Origin of the sequence: Pseudomonas sp. NFACC37-1 (assembly GCF_900101575.1) — a bacterium.
GTDB classification, from domain to species: Bacteria; Pseudomonadota; Gammaproteobacteria; order Pseudomonadales; family Pseudomonadaceae; genus Aquipseudomonas; species Aquipseudomonas fluorescens_AA.
Window position 1 is genome coordinate 37,047 of the sequence record NZ_FMUZ01000001.1, and the last position, 19,736, is coordinate 56,782.

The window sequence follows — 19,736 nt, forward strand, 5'->3', positions numbered from 1 at the left end:
CGCCGGAAAGGGCACACGTTATTCAGCCGGACTCCTTGACCCAAGTCGGCGCGACACTCGCCCGCCAGCGTACATCGGTAATGCCGTATTTTTCCGCCAGGGGCTTGGAAACCCGCTTGACCTTCTCCCTACCGAATTTCGGTATGCGTCCGACTCCCGCGTCGCAGCTGGCCCAATGCCAAGCCTCGGAGTTATTCATCACTTCTGCGCGAATAATGAATGACTTGGGTTCGCCATGGAGTATGTAGTCAATGATGTAAAGCGATGGCCCGCCCATAAATCCTCCCTAATATAGTCCTATACGGATGGATGCAAAGGCATTGGGAAAATTCCATCGAATTTCCAGACGGTCAAATTAATACCGTGCAAGCTCAAGTGCGGGGGCCACAAAAAATTTTTCGAACAGCCATTGTTTACAGCAAGGAACCAAACCCGGTTACCCTTCTCCAAGGTGGGCTTCAACACCGTCGGCCAGGGATCAAAGGCGAAGCAACGCGGCATCAATTAAAGGCAAAACATGAAAAAAATCGCCAGGGTCCTGTCCATGGCAGCCCTCGCCATCGGTTTATCGGGCTGCATTGGCGCCCCCATCGAACTGACGCCGCAAACCGAACAACGCTTGCACGAACAACCCCCGATCCGTTTCCTGCTGACATTCGATGATGGTCCCAGCGCATCGTCTATCTGGAACCCTAGCCTGGAGGTACTGGACGCTCTCGCAGACAACCCGGTACAGCCCGGCATCAAGGCCGTGTTTTTTCTCCAGACCCGCGGGCCGCGGGCCGGCGGCAGTGATATCGGCCGCTCAGTGATGCGTCGTCAGCAGCAGGAAGGCCATGTGCTGGCTTTCCATACGGCGACCTACTGGCACACCAATCATCGGTTCCTGAGCCCTGATGAGCTGGAGCAATCGCTCACCCGTGGCGGGAGTGATATTGCCGCCATGACCGGTGCGGCACCGTCCCTGGTCAGGCCACCTTTCTGGAGTTTCGACAGGCGTACCGCAGCGGCCTACCGGCAACATGGTCTGCACATCTTGTTGACCGACCTGAGCGCCAATGACGGCAAGGTCTGGGGCATCACGATGAGCCCTCGGCGGCGGATCAACCTGACTCGACAACTGTCCGAGGTGCGCGAGCGTATCGCCGCCGGGCAGTTGCCAGCGGTGGATGGGGTTATCCCGGTGGTGGTGACCTTTCACGACATCAATCGTTATACCGCCCGACATGCCCGCGAATACCTGCAGATCCTGCTCGACAGCGCCAAGGCGACCGGCATGAGGACCGCCGCCAGGCCGTTCTATGATGATCACCAGGCATTGGAGCGAGCGGCCTTGGCCCGGACGGTCGATCACAGTGCAGAGCCCGTCCATTTGCCGGGATTGTGGGACTGGTTGTGGGATTCGGATTCCCACTGAGGACGCCAAGGGTGCAGTTGGCTTCGCGACGTCCGGTCGGCAGCCGTGGGTAATCAGCGTGTATGGTAGGCGCTGCACCCTTGTTGAAGTCGGAGGTGATCATGAGTACTGCGATGATGACGAAAATGCACATCAACGGTTATGACGTGCTCAGCGTAAACAGCGGCCCATGGAGAGTCTGTACCCAGGCTGACCGGTTGGGCTCCTTTGCTTCCCGCGAGGAATCGCTGGCCTACGCGGCCGCATTACCGACCCGGAGAAGCCGTAGCGATCGGCCTGGGAATACGAAATAGGTGGGGGCGAGCCTGCTCGCGATGCGGTCAGTACATTCAAATTCTGGGTGACAGCCACGCCGCGATCGCGAGCAAGCTCGCTCCCACAGTTTTTTCCCGGGTGCCCATCAAGAGTGTGCCCACCAGATATCTCCTGTGGGAGCGAGCTTGCTCGCGATCGCGGTGGGTCAGACTGCGTCTTTCGCTGATCAGGCACGCGCCAACTCCAACGGGATCTCCAGGGTAAACAGGGCTCCGTGCCCGGGGCCGTCGCTATGGACATGGAGGCGGCCGTTCATTTCAACCGCCGCCAGGGCGCAGCTGTGCAGGCCAAAGCCATGCCCGTCCTTGCGGGTGGTGAAACCATGATTGAAGATGCGCGCCAGGTTTTCTGGGGAAATGCCTTCTCCGCGGTCCTTGACGCTCAGGCTCAGGTTGGTTTCGTCGAGGATACGGATCCCCAGGGTCATTTCACGCGGGTGTTCGCTGATATGCGACATGGCGAATTTGGCGTTGCTGATCAAGTTGATCAGGATCAGCAACAACCTGTGCTTGTCCCCCATGATCGCGGGTACGTCCTGGTAATCCTTGATGACGGTGACGTGGTGCCGGCTCAGGGCGCCCGAGTTCATGCGCAGCGCATCTTCGAACAGGTCGCTGACATTGAGCGGTTCGATCAGCCTGGCGGCCCCTGCGTAAGTCTGTTGAGTCGTGACGATTTCCTTGATGTGATCAATGCTCCTGGTCAACTGTGCCAACTCATCGATAAGCAGTCTCTGTTCGGCGGCAATGGAGTCGACCAACTCGTTGAAGTAACGCGGCAGTAACCGGCCTTTTTCATCAAGGGTAATGAACCGGCCAAGGTCCTCGGCATGTTCGTTCATCATGTTGACCGCTTTCGTGAGTCCGAGCGTCTTGCTGCTCCTCAACTTGCGGGTCACCAGCTCGGCGGAAATATTGACGCTGTTGAGCACATTGCCGACGTTGTGCAACACATTCGTCGCGATTTCGGCCATGCCCGCCATTCGGGCCGCATCCACCAGTTCGCGTTCGGCTTCCTTCAACTCGCGGGTACGTTCCTGCACGCGCTCTTCCAGGCGTTCGTTGGACGATTGCAACGCTTGGTTGATCTGATTGATCACGGCATAGCTGCGCACCAGGCGCACCGCCAGGTAGATCATCAGCAGTGCCATCAGGCTGGCGCATACAGCCAGGTAGATGTGGTATTGACGGTCGGTTGCGGCGGTCCTGCGCTGTGTTTCGTTCAACAGCTCATTGATGTTGTCCAGTTCCTGGGCAACCGGAATGACGCTGATGCGGTCAAGCAGGTCATTGACCATCGGTTGTTCCTGGACAATGGTCTTGACGTGCTGGACGAGGCTGATGAAGGGTGCCTGAAAGGTGGCGGGCAACGGGTGAATGTACTGCTCCAGTTCAGTCAGCTTGCCTTGTATTTCCCGGGCTTTGTCCGTCGTGACATAAAGCCCGAACTCCAGTGTTGTCAGGGTCAGCTCGAGCACATTGGACGCCACGGTCAGGCGCTCCATGGGGCTGTCGATGTGCATGTCGTTGAGCAGCGTTTGAATCTGGTCTTCGGCCTGCGGTAGCGCATCCAGGGACGTGCGCAGCCGGGCATTGTGTTGTTCGAATTGCTCCACCAGCAAGGTCTTGTTCTTGACGGCATCCACATAACCGTTGCGCCGGGACATCCAAAGCGCCGCCAAGGGGCCGGAGTTATTGAGCCGCTCCAACTGCTGCCAGCGACTGTCGGCCTCCGGGGGCGGGGCCAGTGAAAGGTTGTTGTTGATGCCGATCTTCTTCCTCAGGATCTTGCCGTTCCAGTTCGCATCGGATTGTTTGAGTTGACGAATGAAGTCGCGGGACTCGAAGTAGGTCGATGAGTCGTACGTGTATGACTTGATCAAGAAGAATATCAGTGCGGAAAACACAATAAGCGCGATGGCCAGCAAGGCGGGCCATTTATATTTTTTGATAAGAGTGGTCACGCTACTCTCCTGTCCAGGGTGCTTATCGAATGCGTCGGTGAATTGCCGGGGGGAGGGAGTTGCTCAAGGCATGAGCCGAAGGGGAGGCAAGGTAATCGTCGTAATGTGGGGCGTGTCGGTCTGCTTTTGCCTGGGTACACGTTGAGCTCCCTGCTAACGATGAACGTCGGGTTCATTGGCAGTGTAGCGTTCGAGAGGGGCAACGCTTGCTCAGGGCGCTCCGGGATGGAGCTGGCGCGGCCAGGGAGGCCGCGCCTGGGGGTTACTTGATGTCGATAAAGGGCAGGGCGCTGTTCGGCAGCACGGTGGTGGGCAGCACGCCATTCCAGCGTTCGGCCTTGGTCAGTTCCACCAGGTTCTGGTTGCTGGCCAGGGCCTGGGCCCGCGCCTTGATGGCTTCGGCTTCGGCTTTGCCGCGCAGTTCGGTGGCCAGCGCGTCTGCCTTGGCCTGTGCCACTTGCGAATCGGCTTCCGCCTGGGCCTGGGTCACCCGGATCTGCGCCTGGACCTGCTCGGTGGCGAGTTGTTGTTCGCGGGTCTTGACCTGGACTTCAGCGGCCATGCGCGCTTCGATGGCTTTTTCGTAGGCATCACTGAAATCGATGTTTTCGACCTGGACGCTGTCGATGATCACCGGCCCGGTAATGGTGGCCTTGATGGCCGTGGAAATATCGTTGACCAGTTGGACGCGGTTCTGCACGGCAGCCACGGCGTTGAACTTGCCAAAGACGTTTTCCACCTGGGTCGGCACCTGGCGGCTGATCATCCGGTCGCGGATGCCTTCAAGGTCCTTGAACTGGGTATAGACCTTCGCCACATCGGAAGGGGCGATATGCCAGGACACGGACACCTTGAGCTGGGCGGATTGTTGATCCTTGCTGTAGGCCTGCAGGTCTTCGTAGGCGGTGACTTGGCTCTGGACGCTGATCATGCGTACGGATTCGATGAAGGGCGTCTTGAAGGACAATCCCGGTTCCACCACCCCGACCAGCGCCCCGTTGCGCAGCAGCACGCCGCGCTCGGTCTCGTCGACCGTGTACCAACTGCCGAACAGTACGCACAACAAGACGATGCCGATGATTGCAGCACCGATGGAGCCGATGGTTTTGCTGGTCACTTTTCTTTCCTTGAGCGGCGGGGCGGGGTTTGCCATAGCGATGTCCAATGCTGAAGCTGCAATAGGCATTCTGAATGCCAGACACGAAAAAGCCCTGAATAATCAGGGCTTTAACGTTAGAAGATGGCGGAGGCGATGGGATTCGAACTCATGGACCTGTTACAGTCGACGGTTTTCAAGACCGTTGCCTTAAACCACTCGGCCACACCTCCGTATTGCGTTGCGGGCGCCATAATACCCGAATGAAACACACTGTCAAACTCTCTACGTAGCTTGTTACAGAGCGTCTGTTATGATCCTTGCCACTGAATGTTTCAAAACCGGAGGAGTGTCGCCATGCGCGAACAGGATTACGCAGTGAACAACAGCGTGCAGGCTGAGCAGCTAGAGGTTAGCCGCGTCCTGCGCAACACTTATGGCCTGCTGGCACTCACACTCGCTTTCAGCGGTGTGATGGCCTACGTCGCACAACAGATGCGGGTGGGTTACCCGAATATCTTCGTCGTGCTGATCGGTTTCTATGGTCTTTTCTTCCTCACCAACAAACTCCGTGATTCGGCCTGGGGCCTGGTGTCGGCTTTCGCCCTGACCGGCTTCATGGGCTTCCTGCTCGGCCCGATCCTCAATCGCTACCTGCAAATGCAGGGCGGCGCCGAAGTGGTCAGCTCGGCCTTTGCAATGACCGCCCTGGTATTCGGTGGCCTGTCGGCCTACGTGCTGATTTCCCGCAAGGACATGAGTTTCCTCGGCGGTTTCATCACCGCAGGTTTCTTCGTCCTGATGGGGGCCGTGCTGGCCAGCTTCTTCTTCCAGATCAGCGGCCTGCAACTGGCGATCAGCGCCGGCTTCGTGCTGTTCTCGTCGGTCTGCATCCTGTATCAGACCAGCGCCATCATCCACGGCGGCGAGCGTAACTACATCATGGCGACTGTCAGCCTGTATGTATCGATTTACAACCTGTTCGTCAGCCTGCTGCAGCTGTTCGGCCTGATGGGTCGTGACGACTGATTGCATCCGCGATGAACGAAAAGCCCGCTTCGGCGGGCTTTTTTTCGCCCGCGTTTCGAGTTGTGGCCAATGGCCAACAAAAATTCTGAAACAGATGGCACCTTTGAATAAATGATCTACACCTAGGAAATGGAAGCGTATTGCCATGGGAGGCAAGAAGTGGATCGCTGGGTTACCTACCTGAATTTTCCCCCATTACGTATTCGGCCACCGAGCCCGGTCTGGTCGTGGCCGTTTGTTGGGATTGGGAGGCTATCAAGGCGACTCCGCAGGACCGTGAGCAGGCTTGGGCATCGTGCTGCAGCCTGATAACAGAAGGAGGCCCTGTACATCGGCCAGGAAGTCGATGCAATAGCAGGCGCTTCCCTATAAGGAGATATCGATGAAGCAGCCTCAAGGAAAGATCATCGCGTGGCTGGCCCTGACGGGGGCATTGTCCACCGCAAGCGTCCATGCCGGAGTCTTCCCCGATTTCGGCTACGCCCCGCCCAAGAGTGCATACTCCGGAGCGCCGTTCCAGCTCAGCCAGGATTATCCGAAGGTGGCCCCGGGCGCATCGTCGGTACCGGCATTCTTCCAGCATTTGCCCAAGACATTCTCCAATGACTTTGAAACCTGGCGTCCGTACATGGAGGAAGTGAAAAAATATTGCTTGGAAGGCAATACTGAAATTGGCTGGAAGGTACAGAAGAACAGGATTCGCCCGTGGTATCACATGCCTTGGCAGCATTACGGCCCCAACGGTCGTGAAGGCATCAGCGGGCTGACCAAGGAGGCACCGATTCAGCCCGGGCAATTGGCAAGTACACAGACCGACAGCGGGCAGACCTACGCGGTGGGGATCTATAACGACATAGGGGCCTACACCATCGGCCAGGTCTGGAAAGACCCGGATAATCCAGATCCAAGCTATACCTCCAAACCCAAGAGTTTTGCCAACGGCACGGTGGTCTGCAAGGCGCTGTTCGCCGATATAGACGTCAAGACGGTGCCGTTCCTGGCGAACCCATTGCTCTGGAACGCTTACACCACCGAAACCTTCACCTCGACAAAACGGTCAGTCACCAAGGTGGCGTTGATTCAGATGGACATTGCCGTGCGCGACACCCGCGTGAGCGATACCGGCTGGCTGTTCGGCACGTTCCAATACAACGGCGCCAAGACCGGCAAGGCGAACTGGAACAATCTGGTGCCGGTGGGGATCATGTGGGGCAATGATCCGAAGGTAACCGGCAACGACTTTACCAACCCCAAGCCGGTGGTCACCAAGATCAACCCGGCCCTGAAACAGACCGCGATCAATGCCAACACCCAGGAACTGCCACCGACCCACCTGGGTTGGAACGGACGACTCAATGGACCGGTGGACAACCCCCAGGCGTCCTGCCTGAGTTGCCACATGACCGCCGAGTACCAGCAATTGGCGATCATGAACCCGACGTTCCAGGCCAACCCGCCACCTGTGGGGGGCGATGTCTGGATGCAATGGTTCCAGAACATTCCGGCCGGTCAACCGTTCAGCCCGGGCACGCAAAGCACGGACTACAGCCTGCAACTGTCCGCAGCCCTGGCCAATTTCTATGACTGGAAGTGCAACCACAGCGGCGTCTATGCCGATGGCGTCAATGCCTGCACCAAGCTCCAGACGCTCAAGTTGATCAAAGCAAGCAACGCGCCAGAGGAACAAGTGCACAAAGTGCAGCGCAGTCCCGAGTTGGAAGAGCTCGAATAACACACTTTCCCGGCCTCGGGCGACCCGAGGCCGGTTTCCACTCACGCCATCGGCGGCAACCGCCGCTTGACCGGGGTCTTCTTGACGATGGCCGTATTGGTCTCGGCATGGACATTGAGCTTGTCCAGCAAGGTATCCAGCTGTTCCATCGAGCGCACATGCAGGCGCGCGATGAAGCAGTCGTCGCCGGTGACCTTGTCGCATTCGGTGAATTCAGCGATGGCCTGGATCTGCCGCTCCACTTCCTGCAACTGCCCCGGTAGCGGGCGGATGCGCACGATGGCCTGGAGTTGATAGCCGAAGCATTTGGGGTCCACTTCGACGGTGTAGCCCTTGAGCACGCCGCGTTCCTCGAGCCGGCGAAGACGTTCGGCGACACTGGGGGAGGACAGGCCGCTTAGGTTTGCCAGGGCCTTGAGGGAGCGTCGGGAGTCTTCCATCAGGGCACTGATGAGGACCTGGTCAATGTCGTCAGTCATTTCAGCTCCATTAGGCGAATGCGTGAAGTTGCCTTGATAAAAAAGGTCGAAACGCAGTTTAGCCTTTTTCAAGCCATGGAGAAGGTTCGGGTCGGCTCGGCATACTGTGCCCACTTGCTGAAGGAGCCTGAAGATGGACAAGACCTTACGCCGCGGTTCGCTGGAAATGACTGCCGCCATGCTGATCTCCGGAACCATTGGTTGGTTCGTGCTGGTTTCCGGCTTGCCGGTGCTGGATGTGGTGTTCTGGCGCTGCGTGTTCGGTGCCGTGACTTTGTTGCTGATCTGCGCCGGGTTCGGCTTTTTGCGGCCCGGCATCCTCACCCGGATCACCTTCCTGCTGGCGGTGCTCAGTGGTGTGGCGATCGTCGGTAATTGGGTGTTGTTATTTGCCTCTTACTCCCGTGCTTCGATCGCCATCGGCACGGCGGTGTACAACGTCCAGCCGTTCATGTTGGTAGGCCTGGCGGCGTTGTTCCTCGGGGAGAAAATCACTGCGCAAAAACTGTTCTGGCTGGTGGTGTCGTTTCTCGGAATGCTGGCCATCGTCAGTGCCCATGGTGAGCAAGGGCAGGGTGGCGGTGACTATCTGCTGGGCATTGCGTTGGCGTTGGGGGCGGCGTTGCTGTACGCCGTCGCGGCGTTGATCATCAAGCGCCTGACGGGCACGCCACCCCATCTGATCGCCCTGATCCAGGTCAGCACCGGCGTGTTGCTGTTGGCGCCCTGGGCGAACTTCTCGGCGTTACCACAACACGCCCAGGCCTGGGCCAGCCTGTTGACCCTGGGCATGGTGCACACCGGCGTGATGTATGTGCTGCTGTACAGCGCGATCCAGCGGTTGCCCACCGCGTTGACCGGGGCTTTGTCGTTCATCTATCCGATCGCGGCGATCTTCGTCGACTGGTTCGCCTTCGGCCATCGCCTCGAACCGCTGCAATGGCTGGGGGTGGCGGCGATCCTGCTGGCGGCTGCCGGCATGCAACAGGGCTGGGGCATCAAGTGGCGTCGTCCAGCCCTGTCGTAGCCCTCCGGGCGTGGATCAGAAGATGTAGTCCGTGGTCAGGAAGTTGGAATCCCGCTCACGGATGATGTCGCTGATCAACGCCTTGTTGCTCTCCTGGAACTTGGTCGCCACGAGTGTGCGGATGGAAAAGGTGCGCAGCGCATCGTGGACCGACAAGGTGCCCTCGGCCGAGTTCTTCCGGCCATTGAACGGGAAGGTGTCCGGGCCACGCTGGCACTGGGCGTTGATGTTGATGCGGCCGACCTGGTTGGCGAAGGTGTCCACCAACTTGCCGACTTGTGCCGGGTCGGTGCCGAAAATGCTGAGCTGCTGGCCGAAATCGGACTCCAGCACGTAATCGACCACAGTATTGAGGTCGCGGTACGGCACGATGGGCACGACCGGGCCGAACTGTTCTTCGTGGTAGACCCGCATCGCCGTGTTCACCGGGTACAGCACCGCCGGATAGAAGAATGAGTGGCGCGACTCGCCACCGTGGACATTCTTCACCTCCGCACCCTTGGCGACCGCATCGGCGACCAGTGAATGCAGGTAGTCGACCTTGCCCGCCTCGGGCAAGGGCGTCAGCGCCACACCGGCTTCCCACGGCATGCCGGGTTTCAGGCCGGCCAGCTTGGCGTTGAATTTCTCGATGAATGCCGGTGCCACGTCTTCATGGACAAACAGGATTTTCAGCGCCGTGCAGCGTTGGCCGTTGAAGGACAGCGAGCCGGTCAGCGCCTCGCTGACCGCGTTGTCCAGGTCCACATCCGGCAGCACCAGCCCGGGATTCTTCGCATCCAGCCCCAGGGCGGCACGCAAGCGGTGCGGGCGCGGGTGGAGTTTCTTCAGGTCGCTGGCGGCCTTGTTGGTGCCGATGAAGGCAAAGATGTCGATCTTGCCGCTGGCCATCAGCGCGCTGACGGTTTCCCGGCCGCTGCCGTAGATCACGTTGATCACCCCCGCCGGGAAGCTGTCGCGGAAGGCTTCGAGCAGCGGCCGTACCAGCAGCACACCGAGCTTGGCCGGCTTGAACACGACGGTGTTGCCCATGATCAAGGCCGGAATCAGCGTTGTGAAGGTTTCGTTCAGCGGATAGTTGTAGGGCCCCATGCACAAGGCCACGCCCAGGGGAACGCGGCGGATCTGCCCGAGGGTGTCCTGTTCCAGCTCGAACCGGCTGGAGCGGCGGTCCAGTTCCTTGAGGGCATTGATGGTGTCGACGATGTAATCGCAGGTGCGGTCGAATTCCTTCTGGGAGTCCTTGAGGTTCTTGCCGATCTCCCACATCAGCAACTTGACCACGGCCTCGCGCTGCTCGCGCATGCGCGCCAGAAAGGTTTCCACATGGCGGATGCGCTCGGCGACGCGCATCGTCGGCCACTGGCCCTGGCCGCGATCGTAAGCCCGGACGGCGGCGTCCAGGGCGGTGAGGGCGGTCTCGGCATCCAGCAGGGGCGTGCTGCCGAGAATCACTTGTTCATCACCCAACTCGCCGGTCAGGTAGACGGGGCTGCGGACGACGGCCAGCGGCCCTTGCCAGGTTTGCAGGACGCCGTCGACCAGGTATTCGCGCTGCTCGATCCGACCTTCGAGGCGGTAGGCGTCGGGGATGTCGGCGGCACCGGGGAACAGGTTGGCGAGGAAGGGGGCTGTGGTCATGTCGTTACTCCATCAATGAAATGAGCCATGGGCGAACGGCTTGCAGGCATGAAATGCTTTTAGCGTTATACGCCTTAATGGAGGTGTTTTTTAAGTGGCGGCAGATCGCTTGCGCCGGACGACGTTGTAGGAGCTGCCGAGCGAAGCGAGGCTGCGATCTTTCCCTAGACACTTGAGTCTCAAGCGAAAGATCAAAAGATCGCAGCCTCGTTGCACTCGACAGCTCCTACACAGCTCCTACACAGCTCCGGGATCACCAGCGCATCCGCACTCCCATGCTGGTAATGATGCCGTTGAGATCGTTGTCGTCGACGTCACTGCTGTAATCGGCGCTGACATACAGGCTGACCGCCGGCGTGACACGGGCCACCAGGCCCAGGCCGACTTCGACGGTGGAGGATTTTCGGCTGCTGCTGATCTTGTCGACCTTATCCAGGGACACCGTGCTGGCATCCTGGACGGTGTGCCACAGGTTGGTTCGCAGGTAAGGCTCCACACCGAGGCCGTTGACCTGGTAGTTACCTTTGAGGCGTGCACCAACGCGGCCGCTCCAACTGCTCAATTCATCGCCGGAGCCGCTTTCGGCATTTGGCGTATCGAGGGTGACGCGCTGATTGATCAGTTGCGCCTGGGGTTCGACCACCCAGTGGGTGCTGATGCCAATAGGGAAGCCACCTTCGACCGACAGCGTCACCGCATGGCCTTCGGTGGCCTGGCGCTGGCCTTGTTCGGTGCGGCTGTAGCCATTGACCCGGCCACCGCTGGCACTCAGGTCGACGTGCCAGCCCGCGGGACCGGTCAGGCTCCAATAGGCGCCGAGGCTCGAACCTTTCAGAATGAGGGCATCTTTGTCCGGGTCGGCCAGCGCGGGCATCACCAGCAGGCCGCCGCCGGTTGAAGTGATCTGGTGTTGCCCACTGATCAGCCCCATGCGCTGGGTATGACCGTCGCCGTTGCGCAATGTGAACAGGGCGGGGCTTTTGCCGGAAGGAGGTTCACTTCCAACAAGTGCGGTATCGAGGTGGGTGGATGATGTTCGGTCGTACCAGGGCTGCACGGTCTCCTCGGCAGGCCAGGCCTGGACCTCCATGGATGAAAGCAGCAGCAACGATGTCGAGACGGTATGGAAAGTGGTGGTGAATTCTTGTGGACGGAGGGAAGTTTTCATGGGGGCCTGCCTTGCAATCGCATGCGTTTCTCGCTTTTCTGGCGTCTCTCCTACCCCGAATGAGGGGCGACCGAATGGATTGGGGCAAGCCTCTGGCGGCCCGTCGTGACGGGTTCCAGAGGCCTGCCCCTGACTGTATTTCCGGGGGTAGTATGGTGTAGTCAAGAAGACTGATGGCGGTGCGTCAAGAAAATGAACGATGAATGGCATGGTGAAATCAGCGCTAATAAAGCGCTGATTTCAATTGGTTATTATGATGGATGTTCGGGCGTCAAGCCTCTGTCGTAGACCCTGCCTACCAACTGATCCGCAAACCGACGTTGCCCATGACACTGTGTTGCTGGTTGCTGTCGAGGTTTTGGCTGTAGTTCGCGCCGGCGTACAGGGCGACGGTGGGCGCCAGGCTCACGGTGACGCCAATCCCGAGGTCGCCGGTGGAGGCGCGCTGCTGGGTCTCGACCCGTTCGGTGTCGTCGAATATCACCGAATCGGTGCCGGAAAACGTATGCCAGAGATTGGCGCGCAGGTACGGTTCCACGGGCATGCCGCTGATCTGGTAGCGGCCCTTGAGGCGTGCACCGAGGCGGCCGGTCCAGGCACCGTCGGAATCGAATTCGACCTTGGAGACCCCATCGTTTTGTGTATCCAGGGAGACCTTTTGGTAGATGATCTGGGCCTGGGGTTCAAAGTCCCAGTCAGTGGTCACCTTGAAGGGGTAGCCGGTCTCCGCCGAAGCGGTCAAGGCGTGCCCGCGATTGTCGATTTTCAGGCCGCGCTCGGAACGGTTGTCGCCGTTCAATCGCGTGCCCATCACCACGGCGTCGACGTACCCTCCGTTGGGGTCGGTGAGGGTCCAGTAGAGCCCGTAGCTGTCGCCGTCGAGTTCGATCTTGCCCGCATGCCGGTCTTCGAAGCCCAGGTTGAAGCCTTTGACGTCGCCGTTCAATTCCGTGTGCCCGACGAAGAAGCCAATGCGCTGGGTCTGGCCGCCGGACAGAAGCGAGCTGTACAAATCGTTGCCCACCTGGAACCCCTTGATCGACCCATCGAACTGTGGGGTCACCGTACCGGCCCAGGTTTTATCCAGGTCTACGCCATAGACCCGACCCCAACCCGCGCCGAACGCGCCGGTTTCCGTGAGCAGGCGCTGGTCACCCTGACGGTCATGGAACGTACCGAGGGCCATCAGCGTCAATTGCGCCGCCGCCGGAGGCAGCACCGACCAGGTCGGCACTTCCGGGCGATACAACGGGATGGGGGCCGCACCGGGCACTGCGGTTGGCAGGGGCGGTAGCGTCGGGACGGGGGGCGCGCCCGGCGCGGGAGGCGTCGTCGGGATGGGCGCCGCTACCGGTCCGGCGACTACGGTGGAGCGCAGGTACCAGTTGTTTTGATTACCGGTCACGCCGCCTTTGAACAGGCGGTAATCGAACGCGCCGGCCGAGACGGACTGCGCCAGGGAAAAGGCATCGATGTTACTGACCGCGCCTCCCTGGGCCTGGACCACTTCGATGCCATCCTGAGTCGTCAGTGCGCCCGTGCCGCCCAGGTTCGTGACTGTGATGGCGGTATTGCCGGTGAGCGTCCCGCCATTGACCACCAGCTTATCGCTGGCGGAGCCATCGGCGCCGACTGCCGTTTGCACATGCAACTGGCCATTGTTGCCAACGTAATTGCCCTGGACGGTAAGCGTGTCGTTGGTGCGGGTGTTGCCCTGGGTGAGGTCTATCGTGCCGGCATTGTTGAGCGTCGCCAGTTGACCGGCAGTAAAAGGGGCGATGACGCCTTGGGTTGCCGTCAGCGTGCTGCCGCTCTCGATGTTGAGCGTCCCGGTGCCGGTGGCGCTGTCACCCAGCGTCAACGTGTCATTAAGGTCCAGTTGCGCGCCCTGGGTGAGGTTGACCGTTTCCCAATTGAGGTAGCGGGCGCCGGTGCCGGAGGTGCTGCCTTCAAAGGTCAGGATGTCTTGGCCCAATCCGCCATTCACGCTGGGGGTGATGCTCAGTCCGGCTTCATCGAGGTTGCTCAACAGCGCCGTGTCGTTGCCGTCACCCATCAGGATGGTCGAGTGAATGAGGCCGCCGCTCCACTGAAACTGGTCATCGCCGGCACTGGCCCGGACCTCACCGAGGATTTCGCCGCCGCTGACGGTAATGCTGTCGTTGCCGCCGCTGACACTGACATTGCCGCCGATGCGTCCCGCGGAGAGGATGATGGTGTCCTGGCCGAAACCGGTCACCAGGTTGCCGATGATATTGCCGCCGGACATATCGAAAACGTTGTCATCGAGCTTCATGTCGACCCGGCCGATGGTACCGCCCGTCATCTTGGCGATGTCGCCGTCTTCGAACGCGTCGACGATGGTGCCACCGGTCATCAGGAAATCATCGAGGCCGTCGCCTTGGGCCAGGGAGAGGATCCTGCCGCCGTTCATGACGAAAGAGTCGGCTTCCGAGCCTTGCTCGACATCACCGTCAATCACGCCGTTGGCGTTGATCTCGATGGTGTCGACGCCGGTGCCGAACGTGACGTCGCCGGTAATGACGCCGCTGCCGTTGGCGGGCATGGTCAGGCTGTTGTTGCCCGAAAGGTCCGTCAGCCCGGGGCTGGTGCCGCTGTCGCAGACATAGGTGTCATTGCCGGCGGTTGGCGCCAGCGTGCAGGCTGCCATGGCGGCGGGTGCGGGTAACAGGAAGGGAGCCGATACCCACAAGGCGTTGAACAGCCGATTGAATCCTTTATCGTGCCGAATCATGTGCTATACCTCTGCATCGGCATCCCCATGGATACCGGTTTCAGCATCGGTTGCACAACAGATGGCACACAGGGCCTGGCAACGCTCGCTGTATGGAATGGCACGCTAGCAACGAATGAAGGGCGTCGCTACTGTCAGAACTTACAGGTCCACGGGCAGAAAGCGTCAGGGAAGACCCGCGCTACAAATGCACTTCCACCGAAAGCGGCAGATGATCGCTCAGGTGGGTCCAGGGTTTGTTGCCCAGTATTTGCGGGGAATGACTGCTGGCGTTGCGCAGGTAGATGCGGTCCAGGCGCAACAGCGGGAAGCGGGCCGGATAGGTCCGGGCGGGGCGGCCCAGGTGGTGCTCGAAGGCCTCGTGCAAGTAACCTCGGCGGGCGAGGGCGAGGTTGCCGCGCAGTTGCCAGTCATTGAAGTCACCGGCAATGATCACCGGGGCGTCCTCGGGCAGCGAATCGAGCAATTGGCAGAGCAGTTTGAGCTGTAGCTGGCGATGGCTTTCCAACAGGCTCAAATGCACGCAGATCCCGTGGACCGCGGCGTGGCCAGGCACGTCCAGCACGCAATGCAACAACCCGCGCCGCTCGGGGCCGGTGATGGACACATCGAGATTGCGGAACTGGCGGATCGGGTACTTGGAAAGCAAGGCGTTGCCATGGTGGCCATCGGGGTAGACCGCATTACGGCCATAGGCGAAGTCGCTCCACATGCTGTCGGCGAGGAATTCGTACTGGGACGTCTGGGGCCAGTTGTCGTAGCGTGACGCGTGGCGGTCATGTTCGCCGAGCACTTCTTGCAGGAACACCAGATCGGCGCCGGTACTGCGCACCGCTTCGCGCAATTCGGGCAGGATGAAGCGCCGGTTGAGGGCGGTGAAGCCCTTATGAGTGTTGACCGTCAGGACCCGCAGCCGATGAACCGCCGCAGGCGCGTCCGATGGCATTGGTTCGACGGCTCGCCAATCGGGATCTTGAGTCACGTTCACTCCTGAATCAGACGTACTTGTTCATGCGACTGATCCAAGACACCGGCAGTTCCGGATTTTTCGTGTCCCCGCCGATCGCTATCGCAAGCACGCTCGCTTCACAGTTTTTGGCGGTGTGCCCAGATGTTGCGTACACCATCGATCCATTGTGGGAGCGGGCTTGCTCGCGAAGACGTCGGTACATCCAACATCATCACTGAATGTACCACCGCCTTCGCGAGCAAGCCCGCTCCCACAGGGGGGCGCACGCAGAGGTTGCATTCCCAAAGATCCAATGTGGGAGCGAGCTTGCTCGCGATAGCGGTGTATCTGAACCACCGCCATCGCGAACAAGTCCAGTTTCTACAGGCAGGCGTTCAGATGAAGACTATCTCATAGGGCAAGCCCATCCGGTCAAGGATGACCCTGGGCAACAGCGGGGCGATGCCGCTCGCCGGTTCGCCGGCGAGTTGGCTGACGTAGGCGTGCATGGCGTGACGTTTGCGGGCGGTGGTCCAGACGTCGAGACGCAGTTTGCGGGCCCGGTGCCAGGGGATCTTATTCTGCTCGCGGACCGGCCAGTGCCAGGCCCATACCGGCAGCTCGTTGAACGCCACTCCGATCCTGTCGGCGGCCAGGGCCCCGGCGCGTCCGACGGTGTCATGGTCGCTGTCGCCGTCCTGGCGCCAGGTGCTGAACACCACGTCACCGGGTTGCAGGTGACGGGCAATAAACGTGGCCAGTTCGGTTTCGTGTTCGGCCAGGCTTTTTTCCGGAAAACCACCGCGCACCCATTGCAGGCCATGGGCGGCGATGCCCAGGCGATGCAGGGCGTCGACGCTTTCCTGGGGGTGAGGGCGGTGGGCACGCAGGCGTTCGTCGTGCCACAGCGGTGAGCCGGGGTGGACCAGGGCGCCATCGGTGACCGAGATCAGCAACATGGGCTGGTCCAGGTTGTTCAGCAATTGCAGCAATCCGCCACAGGCCCCGACCTCATCGCCCGGGTGCGGGGCAAGGATGACGGCGCGAGCGCCGGCGGGAATGAGGGTCTGGGTACTGATGATCGGAATATCGGCCAGTTGCGCGGCACTGTTCCAGATTTGCGGGTACTGCCGGCCAGGCAGGCGAGAGGCGGGCTTCATAAGCGACATCCTTGTATGTATTCAATCTTTCAGCCATGCACCGGGCCTACTGTCCGATGGCACCGATGGGGCATGACTGCGATTCACAGCGCTCCGAATCCTGGAGACTACCGCAGGGGGAAGTATTGACCATGTCAGCCGATCCGTCTCGTGACATGTGCATCTGAGCTGCATTTTTTTCTTGAATCTGGACGGTGTGGAATAAAAAAACCGCGTCCTTGCGGTTCCTTATGGCTGTTTACAGAAGGTATTTCAATCCTCTTCTTCGCGTTGCAGCTCGAACAGCAGCAGCGAGCGCCCGGTGACCGAGTATTCGGAATCGAAATCGAAGCGCTCCTGCCCACGAACGGTTGGCTGGTTGGTGTCGACCATGCAGGTCCAGAAACTGCCCTCCGGGACTTCCGGCAAGCGGAAATTGACGATGTCATGATGGGCGTTGACCACCAGCAGCAGCGTCGCATCGCCCCCTTTGCGCCGAATACCGGTTTCCTGGGCGCGGCCATCCATCAGCATGCCGAGGCAGCGACCATGGCTGTCCTGCCATTGTTCGATGGTCATTTCGCTGCCGTCCGGGGCCAGCCACGTCACGTCCTTGACGCCGATGTCCTCGTTGTAATTACCCACCAGGAAGCGTCCGCGTCGCAGGATCGGGTAGGTCAGGCGCAATTTGATCAGGCGCTTGACGAACTTGAGCAGCGTCGCGCCATCCTCGCTCAGGTCCCAGTTGACCCAGCCAATCTCGCTGTCCTGGCAATAGGCGTTGTTGTTGCCGTGCTGGGTACGGGCAAACTCGTCGCCGGCGACGATCATCGGCGTGCCTTGGGCCAACAGCAGGGTGGCGAAGAAGTTGCGCATCTGCCGATGACGCAACGCGTTGATTTGCGGATCATCCGTCGGGCCTTCGACGCCATGGTTCCAGGACAGGTTGTTATTGCTGCCGTCCTGATTGTTCTCGTCGTTGGCTTCGTTGTGCTTGTCGTTGTACGACACCAGGTCATGCAAGGTGAAACCGTCGTGGGCAGTGACGAAGTTCACCGAAGCATACGGCCGCCGGCCACGCTGGTTGAACATCTCGCCCGAGGCGGTCATTCGGCTGGCAAAATCGGCGAGTTGGCCGTCATCCCCCTTCCAGAAGGCGCGTACCGTGTCGCGGAACTTGTCGTTCCACTCGACCCAACCCGGCGGGAAGTGTCCCACCTGGTAACCCCCGGGGCCACAGTCCCAAGGCTCGGCGATCATTTTCACCTGGCGCAGTACCGGATCCTGGCGGCAGGCGACGAGGAAGCTGTGGCGTTCGTCGAAACCGTCATGGTAACGGCCGAGAATGGTCGCCAGGTCGAAGCGGAAGCCATCGACGTGCATTTCCGTGGCCCAGTAGCGCAGGGAGTCGGTGACCATCTGCAGCACGCAGGGATGGCTCAGGTCCAGGGTGTTGCCGGTCCCGGAGTCGTTGATGTAGTAGCGCTTGTCATCGGGCATCAGCCGGTAGTAGGAGGCGTTATCGATGCCGCGCATGGACAGGGTGGGGCCCTGTTCGTTGCCCTCGGCGGTGTGGTTGTAGACCACGTCGAGGATGACTTCCAGGTTGGCCTCGTGCAGGTGGGCGACCATCTCCTTGAACTCGGCGATCTTGCCGCTGGCCAGGTAGCGCGGGTCGGGCGCGAAGAAGGCAATGCTGTTGTAGCCCCAGTAATTGGTCATGCCTTTGTGCAGCAAGTGCTGGTCATTGACGAAGGCATGGATGGGCAGCAGTTCCACCGAAGAGACACCCAGCTTGCGGATATGCTCCAGCACATCGTCGACCATCAGCCCGCCGAACGTACCGCGCAGGTTCTCGGGCACCGACGGGTGACGCATGGTGAGGCCGCGCACGTGGGTTTCATACAGGATGGTCTTGTCCCAAGGCACGCTGACGCGCTGGTCGTGGCCCCAGGTGTGCGCGGGGTCGATGACTTTGCACTTGGGAACGAACGGGGCGCTGTCGCGCTCATCGAAACTGAGGTCGCCGTCGGGGTGACCGATGGTGTAGCCGAACAGGGCTTCGGACCACTTCAATTGACCGACCAGTTGCTTGGCGTAGGGGTCGATCAGCAGTTTGTTCGGATTGAAGCGATGGCCGTTCGCCGGATCATAGGGACCATAGACCCGGTAGCCATAGATCAATCCCGGGTGGGCATCGGGCAGATAACCGTGGTAAATCTCATCGGTGTACTCCGGCAGCTCGATGCGTTCGAGTTCGACTTCGCCGGTATCATCGAAAATGCACAGTTCGACCTTGGTGGCATTGGCTGAAAACAGCGCGAAATTGACCCCGAGGCCATCCCAGGTTGCACCCAGTGGAAAAGGCAGCCCTTCACGAATCCGCGAAGCCTCGATAACGGGCGGCGGCGTGGTTTTGTTTGGACGGGTCATAGTTGCTCCTGCAAAAAAACAGACAGATACAGCGATGCGGTTCACTTGAAAGGGATGGCATCACCCTTCACCTGTGGCGAGGGGATTCATCCCGTTCCGTGTGACAAAGTTGCTTCTCTGTGAGAGCAAGGTTTGCCCGCGACGAAGCGATGGGGTCCTCCGGACATCGAGGCACTTGTTTCGCGACCAAGCCTTGCTCCCACCTGACGAGGAGACCGGTAGGACGAATCAAACCGCCGGCGGCTTGCGCGGTGCCCGAGGTTTTTTGTCAGCGGCTTTGTTCGCCGGGGGCACGATCGCTGCGGTCGCCGCGGAAGGCTTGGCCGCTGGCTTGACCTTGGGCGTGGTGCTTTTCGCGGCGGTCTTGGCCGGGGTTGCCTTGGTTGCAGCAGGCTTGGCGCCATCGGTCTTGCTGGCCGCCGATTTACTCGCCGCCTTGGGGGGCTTGCTGGGCGCCAGCGCTTCGGCTTCAGCCAGTTTGCGCGCCATCTCCCAATGGCGTTTTTCCTGCCCAGCAGGCTTACCTTCGGACTCCCAGATCTGATAGGCGAATTCGCGAATGCGTTTATCGTCGGTACTCATCGCAGTGCTCC

General features: G+C 60.2%; 16 protein-coding genes and 1 tRNA gene. 5 read left to right on the forward strand and 12 right to left on the reverse strand.

The annotated features are described in order from the left end of the window. Positions 1–22 precede the first annotated feature (22 nt). Complete coding sequence (locus tag BLP82_RS00180; RefSeq protein ID WP_060742222.1) at positions 23–277, reverse strand: DUF6555 family protein; 255 nt, start codon at positions 275–277, stop codon at positions 23–25. 240 nt (positions 278–517) lie between these two features. Here BLP82_RS00180 and BLP82_RS00185 point away from each other — a divergent pair, with 240 nt between their 5' ends. Together BLP82_RS00185 and BLP82_RS31445 are read left to right on the forward strand one after the other, a co-directional pair. Continuing rightward, positions 518–1,417, forward strand: a complete 900-nt coding sequence (locus BLP82_RS00185; RefSeq protein ID WP_092164358.1) for a polysaccharide deacetylase family protein — start codon at positions 518–520, stop codon at positions 1,415–1,417. A 101-nt stretch (positions 1,418–1,518) separates the two neighbouring features. Next, the gene (locus BLP82_RS31445) at positions 1,519–1,710 is read left to right on the forward strand and encodes a DUF2188 domain-containing protein (RefSeq protein ID WP_092164988.1); all 192 of its coding nucleotides are present in this window, start codon (positions 1,519–1,521) and stop codon (positions 1,708–1,710) included. A 188-nt stretch (positions 1,711–1,898) separates the two neighbouring features. Here the strand turns inward: BLP82_RS31445 and BLP82_RS00195 are convergent, their stop codons facing one another. From BLP82_RS00195 to BLP82_RS00205, 3 genes are all read right to left on the reverse strand, one after another. Further along, a complete protein-coding gene (locus BLP82_RS00195; protein WP_092164359.1) occupies positions 1,899–3,695 on the reverse strand; it encodes a DAHL domain-containing protein in 1,797 nt (598 codons plus the stop codon). Between the two features lie 262 nt (positions 3,696–3,957). Next, complete coding sequence (locus BLP82_RS00200; RefSeq protein WP_092164360.1) at positions 3,958–4,812, reverse strand: prohibitin family protein; 855 nt, start codon at positions 4,810–4,812, stop codon at positions 3,958–3,960. 124 nt (positions 4,813–4,936) lie between these two features. Further along, positions 4,937–5,024: transfer RNA gene (locus BLP82_RS00205), tRNA-Ser, on the reverse strand. A gap of 124 nt (positions 5,025–5,148) precedes the next feature. Between BLP82_RS00205 and BLP82_RS00210 the strand changes: the two genes are divergently transcribed. Beyond that, positions 5,149–5,820 carry a Bax inhibitor-1/YccA family protein gene (locus BLP82_RS00210; RefSeq protein WP_025213780.1) on the forward strand — a complete coding sequence of 224 codons (672 nt, stop codon included), beginning with the start codon at positions 5,149–5,151 and terminating at the stop codon, positions 5,818–5,820. Between the two features lie 382 nt (positions 5,821–6,202). Further along, a complete protein-coding gene (locus BLP82_RS00215; RefSeq protein WP_092164365.1) occupies positions 6,203–7,552 on the forward strand; it encodes a hypothetical protein in 1,350 nt (449 codons plus the stop codon). Positions 7,553–7,593: 41 nt separating this feature from the next. Here the strand turns inward: BLP82_RS00215 and BLP82_RS00220 are convergent, their stop codons facing one another. Then, complete coding sequence (locus BLP82_RS00220) at positions 7,594–8,031, reverse strand: Lrp/AsnC family transcriptional regulator (protein ID WP_092164367.1); 438 nt, start codon at positions 8,029–8,031, stop codon at positions 7,594–7,596. A gap of 133 nt (positions 8,032–8,164) precedes the next feature. Between BLP82_RS00220 and BLP82_RS00225 the strand changes: the two genes are divergently transcribed. After that, entirely contained in the window at positions 8,165–9,058 is an 894-nt protein-coding gene (locus tag BLP82_RS00225; RefSeq protein ID WP_092164368.1) for a DMT family transporter, read from the forward strand. Between the two features lie 15 nt (positions 9,059–9,073). Here the strand turns inward: BLP82_RS00225 and BLP82_RS00230 are convergent, their stop codons facing one another. From BLP82_RS00230 to BLP82_RS00265, 7 genes are all read right to left on the reverse strand, one after another. Then, entirely contained in the window at positions 9,074–10,699 is a 1,626-nt protein-coding gene (locus BLP82_RS00230) for an NADP-dependent glyceraldehyde-3-phosphate dehydrogenase (protein ID WP_092164370.1), read from the reverse strand. A gap of 253 nt (positions 10,700–10,952) precedes the next feature. Next, entirely contained in the window at positions 10,953–11,867 is a 915-nt protein-coding gene (locus BLP82_RS00235) for an autotransporter domain-containing protein (RefSeq protein ID WP_092164372.1), read from the reverse strand. A gap of 295 nt (positions 11,868–12,162) precedes the next feature. After that, complete coding sequence (locus tag BLP82_RS00240; protein ID WP_092164374.1) at positions 12,163–14,622, reverse strand: autotransporter family protein; 2,460 nt, start codon at positions 14,620–14,622, stop codon at positions 12,163–12,165. A gap of 181 nt (positions 14,623–14,803) precedes the next feature. After that, entirely contained in the window at positions 14,804–15,568 is a 765-nt protein-coding gene (locus tag BLP82_RS00245; RefSeq protein ID WP_219738694.1) for an endonuclease/exonuclease/phosphatase family protein, read from the reverse strand. Between the two features lie 398 nt (positions 15,569–15,966). Continuing rightward, the gene (locus BLP82_RS00255; RefSeq protein WP_092164379.1) at positions 15,967–16,731 is read right to left on the reverse strand and encodes a PIG-L deacetylase family protein; all 765 of its coding nucleotides are present in this window, start codon (positions 16,729–16,731) and stop codon (positions 15,967–15,969) included. A 252-nt stretch (positions 16,732–16,983) separates the two neighbouring features. After that, positions 16,984–19,143: a glycogen debranching protein GlgX gene (gene glgX / locus BLP82_RS00260; protein WP_092164381.1), complete on the reverse strand. Its 2,160-nt coding sequence runs from the start codon at positions 19,141–19,143 to the stop codon at positions 16,984–16,986. Positions 19,144–19,371: 228 nt separating this feature from the next. Further along, positions 19,372–19,725, reverse strand: coding sequence for a DUF2934 domain-containing protein (locus tag BLP82_RS00265; RefSeq protein WP_092164383.1), 354 nt, complete (start codon positions 19,723–19,725; stop codon positions 19,372–19,374). Positions 19,726–19,736: the final 11 nt, after the last annotated feature.

What these genes read in the sequence shown, in the direction of transcription:
- BLP82_RS00245 (WP_219738694.1), bottom strand. Translation starts at nt 15,568, where the DNA reads ATGCCATCGGACGCGCCTGCGGCGGTTCATCGGCTGCGGGTCCTGACG.
- BLP82_RS00240 (WP_092164374.1), bottom strand. Translation starts at nt 14,622, where the DNA reads ATGATTCGGCACGATAAAGGATTCAATCGGCTGTTCAACGCCTTGTGG.
- BLP82_RS00180 (WP_060742222.1), bottom strand. Translation starts at nt 277, where the DNA reads ATGGGCGGGCCATCGCTTTACATCATTGACTACATACTCCATGGCGAA.
- BLP82_RS00215 (WP_092164365.1), top strand. Translation starts at nt 6,203, where the DNA reads ATGAAGCAGCCTCAAGGAAAGATCATCGCGTGGCTGGCCCTGACGGGG.
- BLP82_RS31445 (WP_092164988.1), top strand. Translation starts at nt 1,519, where the DNA reads ATGAGTACTGCGATGATGACGAAAATGCACATCAACGGTTATGACGTG.
- BLP82_RS00235 (WP_092164372.1), bottom strand. Translation starts at nt 11,867, where the DNA reads ATGAAAACTTCCCTCCGTCCACAAGAATTCACCACCACTTTCCATACC.
- BLP82_RS00265 (WP_092164383.1), bottom strand. Translation starts at nt 19,725, where the DNA reads ATGAGTACCGACGATAAACGCATTCGCGAATTCGCCTATCAGATCTGG.
- BLP82_RS00255 (WP_092164379.1), bottom strand. Translation starts at nt 16,731, where the DNA reads ATGAAGCCCGCCTCTCGCCTGCCTGGCCGGCAGTACCCGCAAATCTGG.
- BLP82_RS00220 (WP_092164367.1), bottom strand. Translation starts at nt 8,031, where the DNA reads ATGACTGACGACATTGACCAGGTCCTCATCAGTGCCCTGATGGAAGAC.
- BLP82_RS00210 (WP_025213780.1), top strand. Translation starts at nt 5,149, where the DNA reads ATGCGCGAACAGGATTACGCAGTGAACAACAGCGTGCAGGCTGAGCAG.
- glgX (WP_092164381.1), bottom strand. Translation starts at nt 19,143, where the DNA reads ATGACCCGTCCAAACAAAACCACGCCGCCGCCCGTTATCGAGGCTTCG.
- BLP82_RS00185 (WP_092164358.1), top strand. Translation starts at nt 518, where the DNA reads ATGAAAAAAATCGCCAGGGTCCTGTCCATGGCAGCCCTCGCCATCGGT.
- BLP82_RS00230 (WP_092164370.1), bottom strand. Translation starts at nt 10,699, where the DNA reads ATGACCACAGCCCCCTTCCTCGCCAACCTGTTCCCCGGTGCCGCCGAC.
- BLP82_RS00225 (WP_092164368.1), top strand. Translation starts at nt 8,165, where the DNA reads ATGGACAAGACCTTACGCCGCGGTTCGCTGGAAATGACTGCCGCCATG.